General features: G+C 63.3%; 12 protein-coding genes. 4 read left to right on the top strand and 8 right to left on the bottom strand.

The genetic code is table 11. The annotated features are described in order from the left end of the window. Positions 1-245: 245 nt before the first annotated feature. On the bottom strand, positions 246-986 hold the full coding sequence (locus C7446_RS14855) for a GntR family transcriptional regulator (protein ID WP_121173901.1): 741 nt from the start codon (positions 984-986) through the stop codon (positions 246-248). 217 nt (positions 987-1,203) lie between these two features. Here C7446_RS14855 and C7446_RS14850 point away from each other — a divergent pair, with 217 nt between their 5' ends. Then, a complete protein-coding gene (locus C7446_RS14850; RefSeq protein ID WP_121173900.1) occupies positions 1,204-2,574 on the top strand; it encodes an anthranilate synthase component I family protein in 1,371 nt (456 codons plus the stop codon). 194 nt (positions 2,575-2,768) lie between these two features. Further along, positions 2,769-3,389: a phosphoadenosine phosphosulfate reductase domain-containing protein gene (locus tag C7446_RS14845; protein ID WP_170150106.1), complete on the top strand. Its 621-nt coding sequence runs from the start codon at positions 2,769-2,771 to the stop codon at positions 3,387-3,389. A 39-nt stretch (positions 3,390-3,428) separates the two neighbouring features. On the opposite strand, the gene cysB is transcribed toward C7446_RS14845, so the two are convergent. Next, positions 3,429-4,400: an HTH-type transcriptional regulator CysB gene (gene cysB, locus C7446_RS14840; RefSeq protein ID WP_121173898.1), complete on the bottom strand. Its 972-nt coding sequence runs from the start codon at positions 4,398-4,400 to the stop codon at positions 3,429-3,431. 165 nt (positions 4,401-4,565) lie between these two features. On the opposite strand from cysB, the gene C7446_RS14835 reads away from it, so the two are divergent. Together C7446_RS14835 and trxA are read left to right on the top strand one after the other, a co-directional pair. Beyond that, positions 4,566-5,345, top strand: coding sequence for a sulfite exporter TauE/SafE family protein (locus tag C7446_RS14835; protein WP_342768384.1), 780 nt, complete (start codon positions 4,566-4,568; stop codon positions 5,343-5,345). Positions 5,346-5,467: 122 nt separating this feature from the next. Further along, entirely contained in the window at positions 5,468-5,791 is a 324-nt protein-coding gene (gene trxA / locus C7446_RS14830; RefSeq protein ID WP_121173908.1) for a thioredoxin, read from the top strand. 88 nt (positions 5,792-5,879) lie between these two features. On the opposite strand, the gene C7446_RS14825 is transcribed toward trxA, so the two are convergent. From C7446_RS14825 to hrpA, 6 genes are all read right to left on the bottom strand, one after another. Beyond that, positions 5,880-6,971: an AI-2E family transporter gene (locus C7446_RS14825; RefSeq protein WP_121173897.1), complete on the bottom strand. Its 1,092-nt coding sequence runs from the start codon at positions 6,969-6,971 to the stop codon at positions 5,880-5,882. 45 nt (positions 6,972-7,016) lie between these two features. Further along, positions 7,017-8,222 carry a Bcr/CflA family multidrug efflux MFS transporter gene (locus C7446_RS14820; RefSeq protein ID WP_121173896.1) on the bottom strand — a complete coding sequence of 402 codons (1,206 nt, stop codon included), beginning with the start codon at positions 8,220-8,222 and terminating at the stop codon, positions 7,017-7,019. A 69-nt stretch (positions 8,223-8,291) separates the two neighbouring features. After that, positions 8,292-8,786 carry an STAS domain-containing protein gene (locus C7446_RS14815; protein ID WP_121173895.1) on the bottom strand — a complete coding sequence of 165 codons (495 nt, stop codon included), beginning with the start codon at positions 8,784-8,786 and terminating at the stop codon, positions 8,292-8,294. Then, positions 8,779-9,921, bottom strand: coding sequence for a PP2C family protein-serine/threonine phosphatase (locus C7446_RS14810; protein ID WP_121173894.1), 1,143 nt, complete (start codon positions 9,919-9,921; stop codon positions 8,779-8,781). Before C7446_RS14810 ends, C7446_RS14815 begins: the two co-directional genes overlap by 8 nt. A gap of 36 nt (positions 9,922-9,957) precedes the next feature. Next, positions 9,958-10,719: an MlaA family lipoprotein gene (locus C7446_RS14805; protein ID WP_121173893.1), complete on the bottom strand. Its 762-nt coding sequence runs from the start codon at positions 10,717-10,719 to the stop codon at positions 9,958-9,960. 243 nt (positions 10,720-10,962) lie between these two features. Further along, entirely contained in the window at positions 10,963-14,925 is a 3,963-nt protein-coding gene (gene hrpA, locus C7446_RS14800; RefSeq protein WP_121173892.1) for an ATP-dependent RNA helicase HrpA, read from the bottom strand. Positions 14,926-15,028 lie beyond the last annotated feature (103 nt).

Genomic DNA, 15,028 nt, shown 5'->3' with positions numbered 1-15,028 from the left:
TCAGCTGTCTGCAGCTGCCGCCCCGGTGGGCTGTTGCCCTGTCCGTTGCCAGCGGATGCGTACTCTACGCTTCGCTGACGGACCTGACAAGCCCCGATGTCGAAAAAATTTCGAGAGGGTTTTGGGCGCGTTTTTCCGACTCCGGCATGAGCGGTTTTCCCGCGCCCGTCATCCAGTAAAGCGCCCGGGCGCCTGCATGACCATTCGACTCTGGTCGATGATCGGTTCGCTGACCCCGCCTCCCGTCAGCTCATCCGACGACGGGAAATGGGGGCGCGTCCGTCACCGTCGTCCAGTGCCATGGCATAGCGCTCGGCCACGGTCTGGCGCGCTGCCGTGATATGCCGACGCATCAGCATTTCAGCCAGCTCTTCATCACCGGCCGCGATCGCATCGACGATACGATGATGTTCGACGAAGGCACGCTGCGGTCTGGCTCCTCTGGCACTGTACTGGGTGCGATAGAGCCGGACCAGATAATAGAGATCATCGCAGAGCATGTTCATCAGCATGCGGTTATGACTGCCCCGGGCGATCAGATAGTGAAAATCCAGATCCCCCTCCCGCTGATAGTAGGCCTCGCCCTGATCGAGTCCTGCCTGATTTTCATGTGCGCCGAGTACACTGCGCAGGCTCTCGACTTCCTCCGTGGTCATGTTGCGTGCGGCCAGCCGCGCCGCCATGCTTTCCAGCGACTCGCGCACATCGAAGAGCTCGAGCAGTTCACGCATCGACAGGCGCACGACCCGTGCCCCGACATGCGGCTCACGCTCGATCAGACGGTGCACCTCGAGACGACGCATCGCCTCGCGCAGCGGCCCCCGTGAGATGCCATAGGCCTGCGCCAGGCCCGGCTCGGTAATGCGTGTGCCCGCCGGCAGTTCGCCACGCACGATGGCGTCCTGCAGCTGTTGAAAGACCCGCTCCGCCAGTGTCCGGGCTTCCGGTGGCAGAGTCTCGTTCCCCTGGGGTTGTGAATCGCTCATGCAAGCTGTGTCGACAATGCTGAATTGGCTTCACCATACCCGATGGTTGGCCGGAATCAAGCCACCAGCCATTGCCGGGGGTGCCATCGGCCATGACCATGGTCATCGGGACAGGCCTGCGTGCAGAGCGGCCCCGTGAACCGTGTTATGCTCGCGCGCTGCATTGACGGTCCCCCTTCGTCGGAACAACGGGTTTCTTCCGCTTCGGAGCTTCACCATGATGCGTCATCTGACGATCACCCCCCTCCCCTACCATGCCGACCCCGGTGACTATTTCCATCGGCTGCACCAGCGGCCGGAAGCCATACTGCTCGACAGCGGACAGCCCGACAGCCCTTCCGGGCGCTACGACATCCTCTCCAGCGACCCACTGGCCATACTGAGCGTTGACCGCCGGGGAGAGGTGCACTGCCCTGACATGCCCGATCTCGCCAGCGCTCCCCTGCAGGCACAAAAGGAGCTGCTGGCATGGCTGGAGATCCAGCCCCCGGAAACCGAACTGCCCTTTACCGGAGGACTGATCGGCTACTGGGGCTACGATTTCGCCCGATTGCTGGAACAGCTGCCGGCTCATGCCGAGGATGACATCGGTTTGCCGCTGGCACGGCTGGGACTGTACGACTGGGCCCTGATCCAGGATCACCAGCGCCGTGAAAGCTGGCTGATAGCCGATGACGACCGGCGCGATGAAGTAGCCACATGGCTTGCCACCCCGCCACCCCCGACGCCGCCCTTTCATCCCCTGGCGCCCTTTGTCGACGAACTGCCCCGCGAGGCCTACGGAGAACGGTTTCGACGGGTCATGGACCATCTGCAGCATGGCGACTGTTATCAGATCAATCTCGCGCGCCGCTTCAGCACCCGCTATCAGGGAGACCCATGGCAGGCCTATCGCCGGCTGCGCCAGACCACGCCGATGCCCTATGCCGGCTTCTGGCAGTGGCATGATGCCCATACCGGCGGTCGGCAGGCCCTGCTTTCGGTCTCACCGGAACGCTTTCTGAGTGCCCATGGCAGCCGTCTGCATACCCGTCCCATCAAGGGAACGCGACGCCGGGGAATCACTCTGGCGGAAGATGCGACGCTGGCGCGGGAACTGCAGGCAAGTCCCAAGGATCTTGCCGAGAACGTGATGATCGTCGACCTGCTGCGCAATGATCTCGGCCGAGTCAGTCGCCCCGGCAGTGTGCGGGTACCGGCCCTGGCGAGCCTCGAAAGCTACGCCAATGTGCATCATCTGGTCAGCGTCATCGAGAGTGAACTGGCGAGCGGTCATCACCCGCTCGATGCCCTGATGGCCGCCTTCCCCGGCGGCTCCATCACCGGGGCACCCAAGCATCAGGCCATGACCCTGATCGAGACGCTCGAGCCGGTACGCCGCAGCGCCTGGTGCGGCAGCCTGGGCTATGTCGATGTGCGCGGCCGGCTCGACAGCTCGATCATGATCCGCACCGCCGTGCTCGACCATGACCGGCTCTATCTCTGGGGCGGCGGGGGGCTGGTTGCCGACTCCAGTGAGCAGGAAGAGTTCGACGAGATTGATGCCAAGGTCGGCAGACTGATGAGCGCACTGTCGACGCCGGACTGAACCGGAAGCAGCCGACGGCAAGCCCGTTCATCAAACCCCGGGAAACAGCGTCGCGGAAGCGCCAAACCCCGCCCTGCCCGGCACCATGCATTCGGCGCTAAGCTTCAAACTTCCAGCTATTGGTCCCACGCCGCGTTTTTTGCCAGGTTAGCACACCATTCGGGAACTGTTCCCATTCACCCATGGAGATCGCGATGTCCATTGATGTCGAAACCGCCAACCGGGAGCTCGGCCATGATGCCGAAGGCCTGGTGAAGTGGGCGCTGTCCCAGGACCTGCCAGCCATCTGCACGACCAACTTTCGGCCCTTCGAGGCCGTCATCCTGCACATGGTGACCCGCCTGCAGCCGGATCTGCCGATCGTGTGGATGGACACCGGCTACAACACGCCGGCGACCTACGAGTTCGCCGATGCCGTTACCGGGCAGCTGGGACTCAACCGCATCATCTATCTGCCATTGCGTTCGCGGGCGCACCGGGAGGCCGTCGAGGGCCCGACACCGGCACTCGATGATCCGCGTCATGAAGCCTTTACCCATGAGGTCAAGCTCGAGCCCTTCGAACGGGCATTGCGCGAGATGAATCCCGGGGTCTGGTTTACCGCCCTGCGCGCCAGCGATACCGACAATCGCGCCGGCATGCAGCCGGTCAGCCGTAATCAGGACGGCATTCTCAAGGTGGCGCCGCTGCTGCACTGGTCCAGCAAGGATCTGTACGACTACCTGGTCGCCCATGATCTGCCCAACAACTTCGACTATGCCGATCCGACCAAGGGGGAAGCCAACCGTGAGTGCGGCCTGCACCTACAGCACTGACGGACTCGCCCGGGGCGGTCGCCTCGGCGGGCTCCGGGCTTAAAGCACCGGCAGTTCGACATGTTCGAAGAGGGCCTGCTCACCGTGTGGTCCGGCGACCATGGCGGCCTCGACCGTATCCCGATCGAGGTGCGAGGCCAGCCGCTGCAGGAATTCGAACATGTAGCTGCGCAGAAAGGTGCCGCGCCGAATACCGATGCGGGTCACCGAGCTTTCGAACAAGTGGCCGGCATCGATGGGAATCAGATCGTAATCCATTACCGGGTCCACGGCCATGTGCGCAACAAGTCCCACGCCCAGTCCGAGGCGGACATAGGTCTTGATGACATCGGCATCGGCAGCGGTCAGCACCACATTGGGCGTCAGACCCTGTCTGCGGAAGGCTTCATCGAGCCGTGAGCGTCCGGTAAAGCCCTGGGTATAGGTCACCAGCGGATAGCGTGACAGGCCCTCCAGGGAGAGGTGCTCGATCCCGGCCAGCGGATGGTCACGGGGCACCAGCACACAGCGGTTCCAGCGGTAGCACGGCAGCAGCACCAGATCATTGAAGAGTTCCAGCGACTCGGTGCAGATGGCGAAATCGGCCTGGCCTTCACACACCATCTGGGCAATCTGGCGCGGCGTGCCCTGCTGCATGTGCAGCGCCACATCGGGATAGCGCTGGGTAAAGTCGTGGATGACCGGCGGCAGGGCATAGCGCGCCTGGGTATGCGTCGTGGCAATCGACAGGCTGCCACGACGCTCATCGCTGTGCTCCTGGGCCACGTGACGGATATTGTCGACCGTGCGCAATACCTGTCCCGCCAGATCGATGATGGCCTGTCCGGCCGGCGTGACCCGGGTCAGATGCTTGCCGCTGCGCGCAAAGATTTCGATGCCCAATTCATCCTCGAGCAGGCGGATCTGCTTGGATATACCGGGCTGGGAGGTAAACAGGCTCTGGGCAGTGGCGGATACGTTGAGGTTGTGTCTGGAAACTTCCCAGATGTAACGCAGCTGCTGCAGCTTCAAGATGCCCACCTCCCTGGTCGCTCAACCGATCGACGCCCCTGGCGACGCCATTTTTTTAATGCTATCAAGCGATAAAATAATGAACAATCATTCCTTCCTGGAATATACGAACAAGCTTACAGTGCAACCCATTCATGAACCCCGGGTTCACAAGGATAATGCGTCATGGAGTGGCTGAATTTCCTGTTGTACATCTGTGCCGGCGCCGGCGTCGGTGTTGCCGTGGGCCTCTCGGGCATCGGCGGCGGATCGCTGATGACCCCCCTGCTGCTGATGTTCGGCTTCCCGGCACACATCGCCGTCGGGACCGACCTGCTCTATGCGGCCATTACCAAGGCCAGCGGCGTCTTCAGTCATCATCGTCAGGGGCACGTGGAGTGGTCCATCGTCGGTCGGCTGGCCACCACCAGTGTCCCGGCGGCCATCGTGACGCTGGTCCTGCTGAACCTGCTGTTCGATGGCGCCCACGGGTACAGTGATCTGATCACCGGTACGCTCGGCGTCATGCTGATCGTCACGGCCGGACTGGTCATCTTCCGCGCGCCCCTGCAGCAGCTTGCCTACCGGCGCAGCGACTGGGCGACGCGCTATCGGCGTGAGCTGACCCTGCTGGCCGGTCTGGTGCTGGGCGTCTGCGTCACGCTCTCTTCGGTCGGAGCCGGCGTTTTCGGTACCGCCGTGCTGATGCTGCTCTACCCGGCCTTCAGATCAGGACGTATCGTGGGCACCGATATCGCCCATGCAGTCCCCCTGACCCTGATCGCCGGTTTCGGTCATCTGCTGCTGGGCAATGTCGACTTCATGCTGCTGGCCGCCCTGCTGATCGGCTCGATTCCGGCCATCCATCTCGGCGCCTGGCTGACCCGCTTCATGCCCGACCGCCTGCTGCGCGGCGCACTGACCCTGCTGCTGCTGTTCATGGGCGTCCGCTATGCCTTCTTCTAGCCGTGGCGGTTCCATTGATGAGCTCAATGATCGATATCACGGCGCTGTATTTGCCTGCCATCGGCTGGCCCGCTAACATCAACGCATCACTGCATCAGCAGTCGCAACGATTGGAGAACGAAATGGCAAATAATGTCGATGTCACCAGTGCCAACTTTGACCAGGAAGTGGCGCAATCCGACAAGCCGGTACTGCTGAAGTTCTGGGCCCCCTGGTGCGGTCCCTGCAAGATGATGGCGCCGGTGGTCGAGGAAGTGGCCGAAGAAAAGGCCGATCAGGTCAAGGTGGTCAGCATCAATGTTGATGATGCCCAGGACATCGCTGCCGAGCAGGGCGTACGCGGCGTACCGACGGTCATGATGTTCAAGTCCGGCAACAAGGTGGCCTCGCTGGTCGGTGCCCAGTCCAAGACCCAGCTGGTACAGTTCATCGATCAGAACGCCTGATCCCGCTCGGGGATCCTGCGACACCAGAGGGGCCCGCCTGGCCAGGGCGGGCCCCTTCCTTTTGGCAGGTGCAGACAGCTGGCCGCTGCTACTCCACCGGCTTGCGGGTTTCCGACCGGCTGCGGTGGCGCCGGCGACTGGTCGGCCCCAGCATGATCGAAAGCCAGCGTGTATCCGGATGACTGTCGAGGGCGATCTTCAGCGACATGGTCAGTGGCACTGACAGGAACATGCCTACCGGGCCGAAGACCCATCCCCAGAACACCAGCGACATGAAGGCGACCAGCGTCGACATGCCCAGCGTCTGCCCCATCACTCGCGGCTCGATCAGATTACCCAGCACGAAGTTGATGGCCACATAGGCGCCTGCCAGCAGCAGTGCCTGAAACTCGCCACCGCCGGGCATGGCCATGGTCAGCAGTACTGCCGGAATCGCCGCCAGAATCGAACCGATATTGGGAATGTAATTCAGCACGAAAGCCAGCACACCCCACAGCAGCCCGAACTTTACTCCCAGCAGCAGACACGACAGTGACACCAGTACGCCGGTCACCAGGCTGATCACGGTCTTGACCAGCAGATAGCGCTGTAGCGTGACGGAGAACTGGGTAAAGCGGCGCAGGCTGGCATCGGGGCGGTTGATGGCCAGCGCCAGCTTGTTGGGAAAATCCAGGGTCTCGTAAAGAGTGAACAGGATCAGGATGAAGATGACCACGATATTGGTCAGTGCATTGCCGATCCCCCCCAGCAGCAGCGGCACCATGCGGGCCGCCGAGGCCGGATCGAACAGCTTTGACATGCTTCCGGCATCGATCGGCAGCCCCAGTCCTGCCACCCAGCTGACCAGCCCCGAATAGTGCTCGTGCAGGGCCTGCTCCAGCTCGGGCAGGGCCGAACTGAACTCGCTCATGCGGGTCACGATCAGCATCGAAAAGGCCGCCAGTGCAATCAGCATGGTGATGATGACACAGCAGACCGAGGTATTGATGCCCAGCCCGCGTTCATGCAGCCAGTTCACCGGTCGCGCGCAGAGCACGGCTATGAACAGTGCCAGCAGAACCGGCACGATCAGGGTCGCCCCCAGTTTCAGGCCGCCGATGATGATCATCAGCGAGGCGATGGTCAGCACCACATGATAGGGGAAGTGCTGACGTATCGAACCGGGTTCGTGTTCGTCCATGGACCGCCTCCGGCAAGCGTCGGAAATGAATGGCGCAAAGCCGTCTCAGGTTGACGAACGATGTCCCGCCACGGTACTGGAGCCGGCCAGCGCCCGCACCAGCAGATTGGCCATGATGCTGGCCCCCACCATGCCGATGACCATCGGCCAGACGCTGGCAATCTGCAGGCCGCTGACCACTGCGCCGGCCACCCCACCGGCCGTGAACTGGAGACTGCCCAGCACGGCGTTGGCCGTCGCGCTCATGCCGGGGAAGTGATCGAGCATCGACGATACGGCATTGGGCGTGATCAATCCGTTGACCCCCACGAACAGCACGATCAGCGTCACGACCACCGGGATGGCATCCAGCCCGGCCGCGATGACTGCCACCAGGGTCAGTCCGGCACAGAGCTGAATGGCCAGGCCGGCCCGCAACAGCTGGCGCGGCGAATAGCGTGCCAGCAAGCGGATGTTGATCCGGTTGGAACTCGCCATGATGATGATGTTCGCCCCGAACAACAGCGGATAGATGGTCGAGGAGACACCATAATAGCCCATGTAGACATAGGGCGAATTGGTAATGAACGAGAACATGCCGGCAAAGGAGAAGGCCACGGCTGCGATATAGCCCAGTGCTTCGCGATGGGTCAGCACGGTGCGATAGTTGCGCAGTACCTGACGCAGGCCGGCCGGTTTCGATTCAACACGCCGTGTTTCCGGCAGAAAGCGCAGGATCAGCAGCAGCAGCAGGCAGCCGTAGAGGGCCAGAAAGACAAAGATCGCCCACCAGTCGAACAGATGCAGCAGGAAACTGCCCAGCGTGGGCGCCGCCAGGGGCGCCAGCATCAGGATCATGACCATGGTGGAGAGCACCCGGGCCGCTTCCCGACCCGAAAAGCAGTCACGTACAATGGCCGGCGAATTGACCACACAGGCCCCGCCGCCCAGTGCCTGCACGAAACGCAGCGCCCACAGGGCATGGATGTCCTGTACCGCGGTAATCGCCACACTGCTGAGCACGAACACGCCAATGCCGCCCACCAGGATCGGCCACCGCCCAACCCGGTCGGAGAGCGGGCCGAAGATCAACTGCCCCAGCGCGATACCCAGCAGGAAGACGCTCAGTGAGAGCTCGGCCAGATGCACATTGGATCCGACATGCTCGGCAATACGCGGCAGCGCAGGCAGATAGGCATCGATGGCAAACGGTGCCAGCGCCGTGTTGGCAGCCACCAGCAGCGCCAGTCGTCTCGCCCCGATCGATGACAAGATCACCTCCAGACAGTATTCAGACCACGACTGCCGCGCAACGGCGGCCAGAAACCGGGCGTGGCAGGTTCAATGATTCTGGTGCTGGGATTCCAGCAACTCGACCAGCGGCTGGAATTCCAGCCGGTTATGCTCACTCATCTGCATGAGGGTACGGTGCGCTTCCAGAATCCTGGCCCGCAGCTCCTCCTCGCCCGACTCCATGGTCGGCAGCTCATCGAAGCGATCCGGCTCCGGTCCGGGCGCTTCAACAATGGTGACGTAGTGCTGAAACCCCATCACCTCGAGCATCTGCAGCACGTCCGGATGCTCAACCACGACCAGCGGCTGGTTGGGCAGACGTTCGCGAACCGCCAGCGCGATCTTGGCCAGAAAGCCCAGCGCGGTGGAATCCATGTTGATGACTTCGCGCAGGTCAACGATCACCCGCTCCAGTCCCGGCAGTTCGGCCAGCGGCTCGACCTGCTGGTCCAGCGTCGCGCACAGCGTCAGGCGCACATCGCCCGAGAGCTTCAGCACGAAGGTGCCCTCTTCGAAAGCAGCCTGGATGCGTCCTTCATTCATGCCGGAAACCGGTTAGTGTCAGAAATGAGAGATCATCGGGCAGCGCATCGGCCAGTGCCAGCGATGTCCTGAGTTCGGCGATCGTATCGACCTCGCCGATGCGATGACACAGCGCTTCGAGTCGTTCATCCAGCCTCTCGCCGGGCAGACAGTCCAGCACCCCATCGCTGCACAGCCACAGCGAAAAGCTTTCAGGCAGCGCACACTGCAGTGCCGGATATTCGATGTCGGGAAACAGCCCGACCGCCGGCCCTTCTCCGGGCAGCAACCAGGCACCCTGCGCCGTCTTCAGCAGCGGTTTCGGCAGCTGGGCACCCAGCGAATAGTGCAGCATGCGGGTGTCACGGTCGATCACGCCCACGAAGATGGCAGCATGCTTGCCGACACCCAGCCCCAGCAGCTCCCGATTGAGGCGTGCCAGCCAGCGGGGGGGCAGGTTTTCCGGTGAGCGCGCATTCCAGCGTGACAGCCAGCGCTGGAAGAGCGCCTTGAGCAGCACCGTTACCAGTGCCGATGATGCGCCGTGACCTGCAATATCGGCAAAGCAAACCATTGTATAGCGCTCGCCATGCGCCTGATAGTCCAGGAAATCACCCGAAACGTAGAGCGATGGCGCCATCCAGTAGTCCGCTGTCACACCATTGAGTTCCTGCCCGGGAGGCGGCAGAAAGCGACGCTGGATCTGACCACCGGCCTGCAGATCCTCGCGCAGGACGGTCAGATGCGTTTCCAGCTGCTCGTTGAGATGCTCCAGTCGATCCCGTTCGTGCGCAGCCGCCTGGCATCGGCGGCGCTCGTGCAGAGCCCGCAGCAGCAGCCGATGCAGCAGTTTTACATGCTTCATCGGCTCGACCATGTAATCGATGACTCCGGCCTCCACGGCCGCCAGTACGGCATCATGGTCGCGCTGCTCGGCAATCACCACCGTGGGCAGCCGATCCGCCAGTGCCGCCCACCGATCGTGGCCGAAGGTGGCACTGTCCATTACCAGTACATCAAGCTGCTCGGGCAATGAGCCAAACGGATCAACCACACACACCCTGCACTCGCCGAGACGCTCGAGCGCCTCGGCGAGCTGCTGGCCGCGGTCATGACGGCAGTCAGCCAGGCCGATCAGTGGCGTACGGGGGTACATGAGCGCTCCTCCGACCACGCACGGCGGTCGGGCGGATTACTGGCTGCCGGAACCGCTGCCTTCGAAATCGCTGTCATCGAAATCGATATCCCCTTCGGCGAAGGGATCCTGGCCCGGCCTGCCGTCGTTGAGCAGATACTGACGCCGCTGCAGATAGGTATCGCGGATAAAGCTGTAACGGTCCCCATGAATCAGCTGCTCCTGGTCGAGATAACCTGCCCGGGTGTCGATCAGGTCCAGGCCGCGCAGCCCCCAGCGCACCTTGTCATCCTCGAGATAGGTGACCGGGTCGCTGTACCAGTCCACCGGCAGGCCCGCAGTCGCACGCACGGTGCTCGGCCCCAGGAAGGGCAGTACCAGATAGGGCCCCTGCCCCACTCCCCAGCTGGCCAAGGTCTGACCGAAATCCTCTTCGTGGCGTTCGATCCCCATCCGCGAGGCCGGATCGAGCAGTCCCCCCAGCCCCAGCGTGGAGTTCAGCAGGAACCGCGCCGTGGAAGTGCCGGCATTCGTCAGCTTGCCCTGCAGCAGGCTGTTGAACGTGTTGCCCACGTCGCCGAGGTTGCCGAAGAAGTTGCCCACGCCCTGCTGCACCGGGGTCGGGGTCACGTAATCATACCCCTGGGCCACCGGCTTGAGCGCATAACGGTCGAGCGTGTCGTTGAAGGCAAATACGCCGCGGTTGAATCCCTCCCACGGATCAGCCGGGTTACCGCTTCCCTGGGTCTGATTGCCGGCACAGCCCGCCAGCATGCTCGTGGCTACCAGCGTGCCTGCCAGTGTACTCCATGCTTTCATTCGTTCACCTTGACCAATTCCATCAGTTACCGCCGCGAAGACGGTGTGACATGCATGTGTTGTTGCCGAAGGCCACCCTCTGCAAAACGGTCCGGCCAACCGGATGACACCTGCAGCATCATCGGGCGGATGACCCTCTTGCGCCATGCTTCGGACATGCGCGGCATTGTCTGCCCATTCGGCAGTGCTGTACAGGGCCGAGACGCGACATCCCTGCCACAGGCTTCAGGTTCAATCATGGGTTCAGGTCGACACGATCTCCTGCCAGCGCCGCTCCAGACGCTGCACCGATACCGGCGCCAGCGTGCCCAGCTGCTGGGCAAACAGCGATACCCGCAGCTCTTCCAGCCACCAGCCGAAGTCTTCCAGCTCCGGGGCACTCACGCCAGCACTCTCCTGGCGTGCCCGGCGCTCATCCAGCCGGGTCTGCAGGGCATTGACCTCATCCATCGACAGCTGATCACGACGTGGCTCGCGTGGCGCCTTCTCGAGACGGATTTCCGCGGCTTCCATGTAACGAGGATAGTGCCTGAGCCACTCCTCGGCCGTGCTGATGAAACCGGGATGAACCAGCCTCTGCATCTGGCTTTTCACGTCCGACCAGCTACGCGCCAGGTTGAAGCTTACCCGCCCCTTGAGCAGTTTCGCGACCCGCAGATGGGCCTCCAGGGCACGCTCGACCCGCGTCAGCAGGGTTTCACCGACTTCGCCGATGCGACCGCGTTCGGCATCGAGCCGCGCCTCGAAGGCGTCGGCATCACGAGGCAGTGGATCAAAGGCAAACACCTCCAGAAATACCGCTGCCACAAAATCATCGACTAGGTCGCGACGCGATCCGATGTTGGCAAACAGCAGTACGCTGCGCTCGAGGCCGGGAATGTCGCGTGACAGCCAGCGCACCTGATCGGGCAGCCGCCGCATGGCCAGCCGCTTGATCCCGTGACGATGCTGATAGTGCGCCTTGTCGGGATGATCGAACAGCGCCACCCCCAGGCTGTCGCCCTCATCGGTCAGTGCCGGCCAGGCCTCGACCCGGATGCCGGCCTGATCACGCACGTGCGATTCCGGCAGTGCCCCGCTTGGAAATTCCTCCAGACCACTGCGGGAGAGCTCGTCTCCGGCCATCGCCCGGGCCCCGGCGCGGGCATCGGCCTCGAAGCGCTCGATCAGCGCATCGAGATCACGCCCCTGCCCAAGGGTGTACCCTTCATGGTCCACCACCCGAATGTTCATGTGCAGATGATCGGGCAGCTGTTCGGGCTGCCAGGCCTCTGCCGGCAGACGAATGCCGGTACGCCGCCGCATGAACTCACCCAGTGCCACATGCAGTGGGGTATCATCCGGCGTCAGCGTCTCCAGCGCTGCATCCACCCAGTCCGGAATCGGCACCACCTGCCGGCGGTACTGCTTGGGCAGCGACTTCATCAGGGCAATCGCCTTGTCACGTCGCAGTCCCGGTACCAGCCACTCCAGGCGTTCGCGCGGCAGGGTCGACAGCATTGCCGCCGGCACGGTCAGCGTAACCCCGTCATCCTCGGCGCCGGGGGCAAAGTGATAGGCGAGCGGATAGCGCCGGCTGCCGATACCGGGTGTCCCCAGCTCGAGCTCATCGGGATACTGCTCGACGGTTACTTCACTGGCTTCGCGTGCCAGCAGGGTTGCCCGGTCAAGGAACAGCAGCCGCGGCTCATCCCGCTCAGCCTGTGCACGCCAGCGCTCGAAACCCTTCACCGTGTAGATGTCTTCCGGCAGGCGCTGATCGTAGAAATCGACCAGGGTTTCCTCGTCTACCAGAATGTCGCGCTTGCGGGCCCGATCCTCGAGGTCCTCGAGTTCGTCGATCAGCGCCCGGTTGTGCTCGAAGAATTCGCCCCTGGTGGAGAACTGGCCTTCCACCAGCGCGCTGCGAATGAAGATGTCACGCGCTTCCTGCGGTGCAATCGGGCCGTAATGCACCTTGCGCCGTGCCACGATGGGCAGCCCGAACAGGGTAACCTGCTCGAAGGCGACCACCTGGCCGCGTTTCATTTCCCAGTGCGGCTCACTGACACTGCGCTTGACCAGATGCCCGGCCAGCGGCTCGATCCACTCCGGCTTGATCGCCGCGACTTCACGGGCAAACAGTCGGCTGGTTTCCACCAGCTCGCCGGCCATGACCCATTTCGGTGACCGCCTGGCCAGCCCCGAGGCCGGATGGATCAGGAACTTGCGACTGCGGGCACCGAGATATTCGCGCTGCTCGTTGAGCAGGCCGAGATTGGAAAGCAGGCCGCTCAACAGCGCCTGATGCAGCCGGGCCATGTCCGCCGGCTCGCTGTTGGGCTCCAGCTCGAGTTCACGGGCCAGCTGGCGCAGCTGGCGATAGGTATCCTGCCACTCGCGCAGCCGCAGATAGTTGAGAAACTGATCACGGCACCAGCGTCTGAGCTGATTGCCGGAAAGCTCTTCCCGTTTGGCTTCGAACCCCCGCCACAGATTGATCCAGGCAGCGAAATCGGAGTCCTTGTCCAGCCACTGGCGATGCGCCTGATCGGCCGCCTCGCGCTTGTCTGCCGGACGCTCTCGCGGGTCCTGGATCGACAGGGCACTGACCACGATCAGGGTCTCGGCGAGACTGCCATACTCCGCCCCGGCCAGTACCATACGGCCCAGCCGGGGGTCGATCGGCAGCCGCGAGAGCCGCTGACCGCTGCGGGTCAGACGATTGCGCTCATCCACCGCACCAAGCTCGAACAACAGCCGGAAACCATCCTTGACGAAGCGCCCGTCCGGCGGATCGATGAAGGGGAAGCTGTTGATGTCGCCCAGCTTCAGCGACAGCATGGAAAGAATCACCGAAGCGAGATTGGTCCGCTGGATCTCGGGCTCGGTATAGGCCGGCCGCGAGAGATAATCCTCCTCGCTGTAGAGCCGGATACAGACCCCTTCCGCCACCCGGCCGCAACGACCGCGGCGCTGATCGGCGCTCGCCTGGCTGATCGGCTCGATCGGCAGGCGCTGCACCTTGGAGCGATAGCTGTAGCGACTGATACGTACCAGCCCGGGATCGATGACATAGCGAATGCCGGGAACGGTCAGCGAGGTTTCGGCCACGTTGGTGGCCAGCACGATGCGCCGGCCGGTATGTGAAGCGAACACCCGGTTCTGCTCGGCGTTGGAGAGTCGGGCGTAGAGTGGCAGCACCTCGGTATCGCGCAGCTGGGCGCGACGCAGGGTGTCGGCGGTTTCGCGAATCTCGCGCTCCCCCGGCAGAAAGATCAGGACATCCCGTGGCCCGGTAAACCACCGCTGTTCGCGCTCGATGGCCGTCACTTCCTCGACGGCCTGCAGGATGCCTTCCTGCAGCGTCAGGTCTTCCTCGTCACTCTCCTGGCGCACCAGCGGCCGATAGCGGGTTTCGACCGGATAGGCCCGCCCCGACACCTCGACCACCGGGGCCGGCTGCACCTCGCCGCTTTCGTCTTCACGTCCGAAATGACGGGCAAAGCGGTCGACATCGATGGTGGCCGAGGTAATGATCAGCTTCAGATCGGGTCGACGATCGAGCAGCCGGCGCAGATAGCCCAGCAGGAAATCGATATTGAGGCTGCGCTCGTGCGCCTCGTCGATGATGATGGTCTCATAGCGGAGCAGGTCCGGATCCTGCCGGGTCTCCGCCAGCAGGATACCATCGGTCATCAGCTTGACCCGGGTCTGCTCGGCGGTCTGATCGGTAAAGCGCACCTGGTAGCCGATGGCACCGCCCAGCGGCGCTTCCATCTCTTCCGCCAGCCGGGTGGCCACCGAGCGCGCCGCCAGTCGCCGCGGCTGGGTATGGCCGACCAGACCGCGCGCGCCCAGCCCCTGTTCAAGACAGAGCTTGGGCAGCTGGGTGGTCTTGCCGGAGCCGGTCTCACCGGCCACCACCACGACCTGGTGCTCGGCAATCGCGCGACTGATCTCCTCGCGCTTTTCAACCACCGGCAGCTCCGCCGGATAGTGGTAGCTCAGCGGCTGAGCCAGACGGGTCTCGACCGTGGAGACGGCCCGCTCGAGTCGCGCCTCCATGTCACTGATCGCCCGATCAACCGGCTGCCCGCGACGCACACGCGCCTCCAGCCGTTCAAGGCGACTGCCCTGCTCATGGGCAACGCTCAGGGTGGCCCGGGAGAGCTGCTCGCGCAGCAGCTGCAACTGTTGCCGGGCATCGGTTGCGGTATCGCTCAAGACAGCCTCATTACCATGCAGAACCGGCCTGCCTGCAGGCGGGGCCGGAGCGGATCGAACGGAAAGCGGTGACAGGAAACCGCTATTGTAACGTGCTCCCGGG

The sequence above is a fragment of the Kushneria sinocarnis genome (assembly GCF_003633775.1).
Taxonomy (GTDB): domain Bacteria; phylum Pseudomonadota; class Gammaproteobacteria; order Pseudomonadales; family Halomonadaceae; genus Kushneria; species Kushneria sinocarnis.
Note: the sequence above shows the minus strand (reverse complement) of the source record. Positions and strands in the feature narration are given on the sequence as shown.

Coding starts and splice junctions, on each gene's coding strand:
- C7446_RS14845 (WP_170150106.1), top strand. CDS start 2,769: ATGTCCATTGATGTCGAAACCGCCAACCGGGAGCTCGGCCATGATGCC.
- C7446_RS14825 (WP_121173897.1), bottom strand. CDS start 6,971: ATGGACGAACACGAACCCGGTTCGATACGTCAGCACTTCCCCTATCAT.
- trxA (WP_121173908.1), top strand. CDS start 5,468: ATGGCAAATAATGTCGATGTCACCAGTGCCAACTTTGACCAGGAAGTG.
- C7446_RS14805 (WP_121173893.1), bottom strand. CDS start 10,719: ATGAAAGCATGGAGTACACTGGCAGGCACGCTGGTAGCCACGAGCATG.
- C7446_RS14850 (WP_121173900.1), top strand. CDS start 1,204: ATGATGCGTCATCTGACGATCACCCCCCTCCCCTACCATGCCGACCCC.
- C7446_RS14855 (WP_121173901.1), bottom strand. CDS start 986: ATGAGCGATTCACAACCCCAGGGGAACGAGACTCTGCCACCGGAAGCC.
- C7446_RS14810 (WP_121173894.1), bottom strand. CDS start 9,921: ATGTACCCCCGTACGCCACTGATCGGCCTGGCTGACTGCCGTCATGAC.
- C7446_RS14815 (WP_121173895.1), bottom strand. CDS start 8,786: ATGAATGAAGGACGCATCCAGGCTGCTTTCGAAGAGGGCACCTTCGTG.
- C7446_RS14835 (WP_342768384.1), top strand. CDS start 4,566: ATGGAGTGGCTGAATTTCCTGTTGTACATCTGTGCCGGCGCCGGCGTC.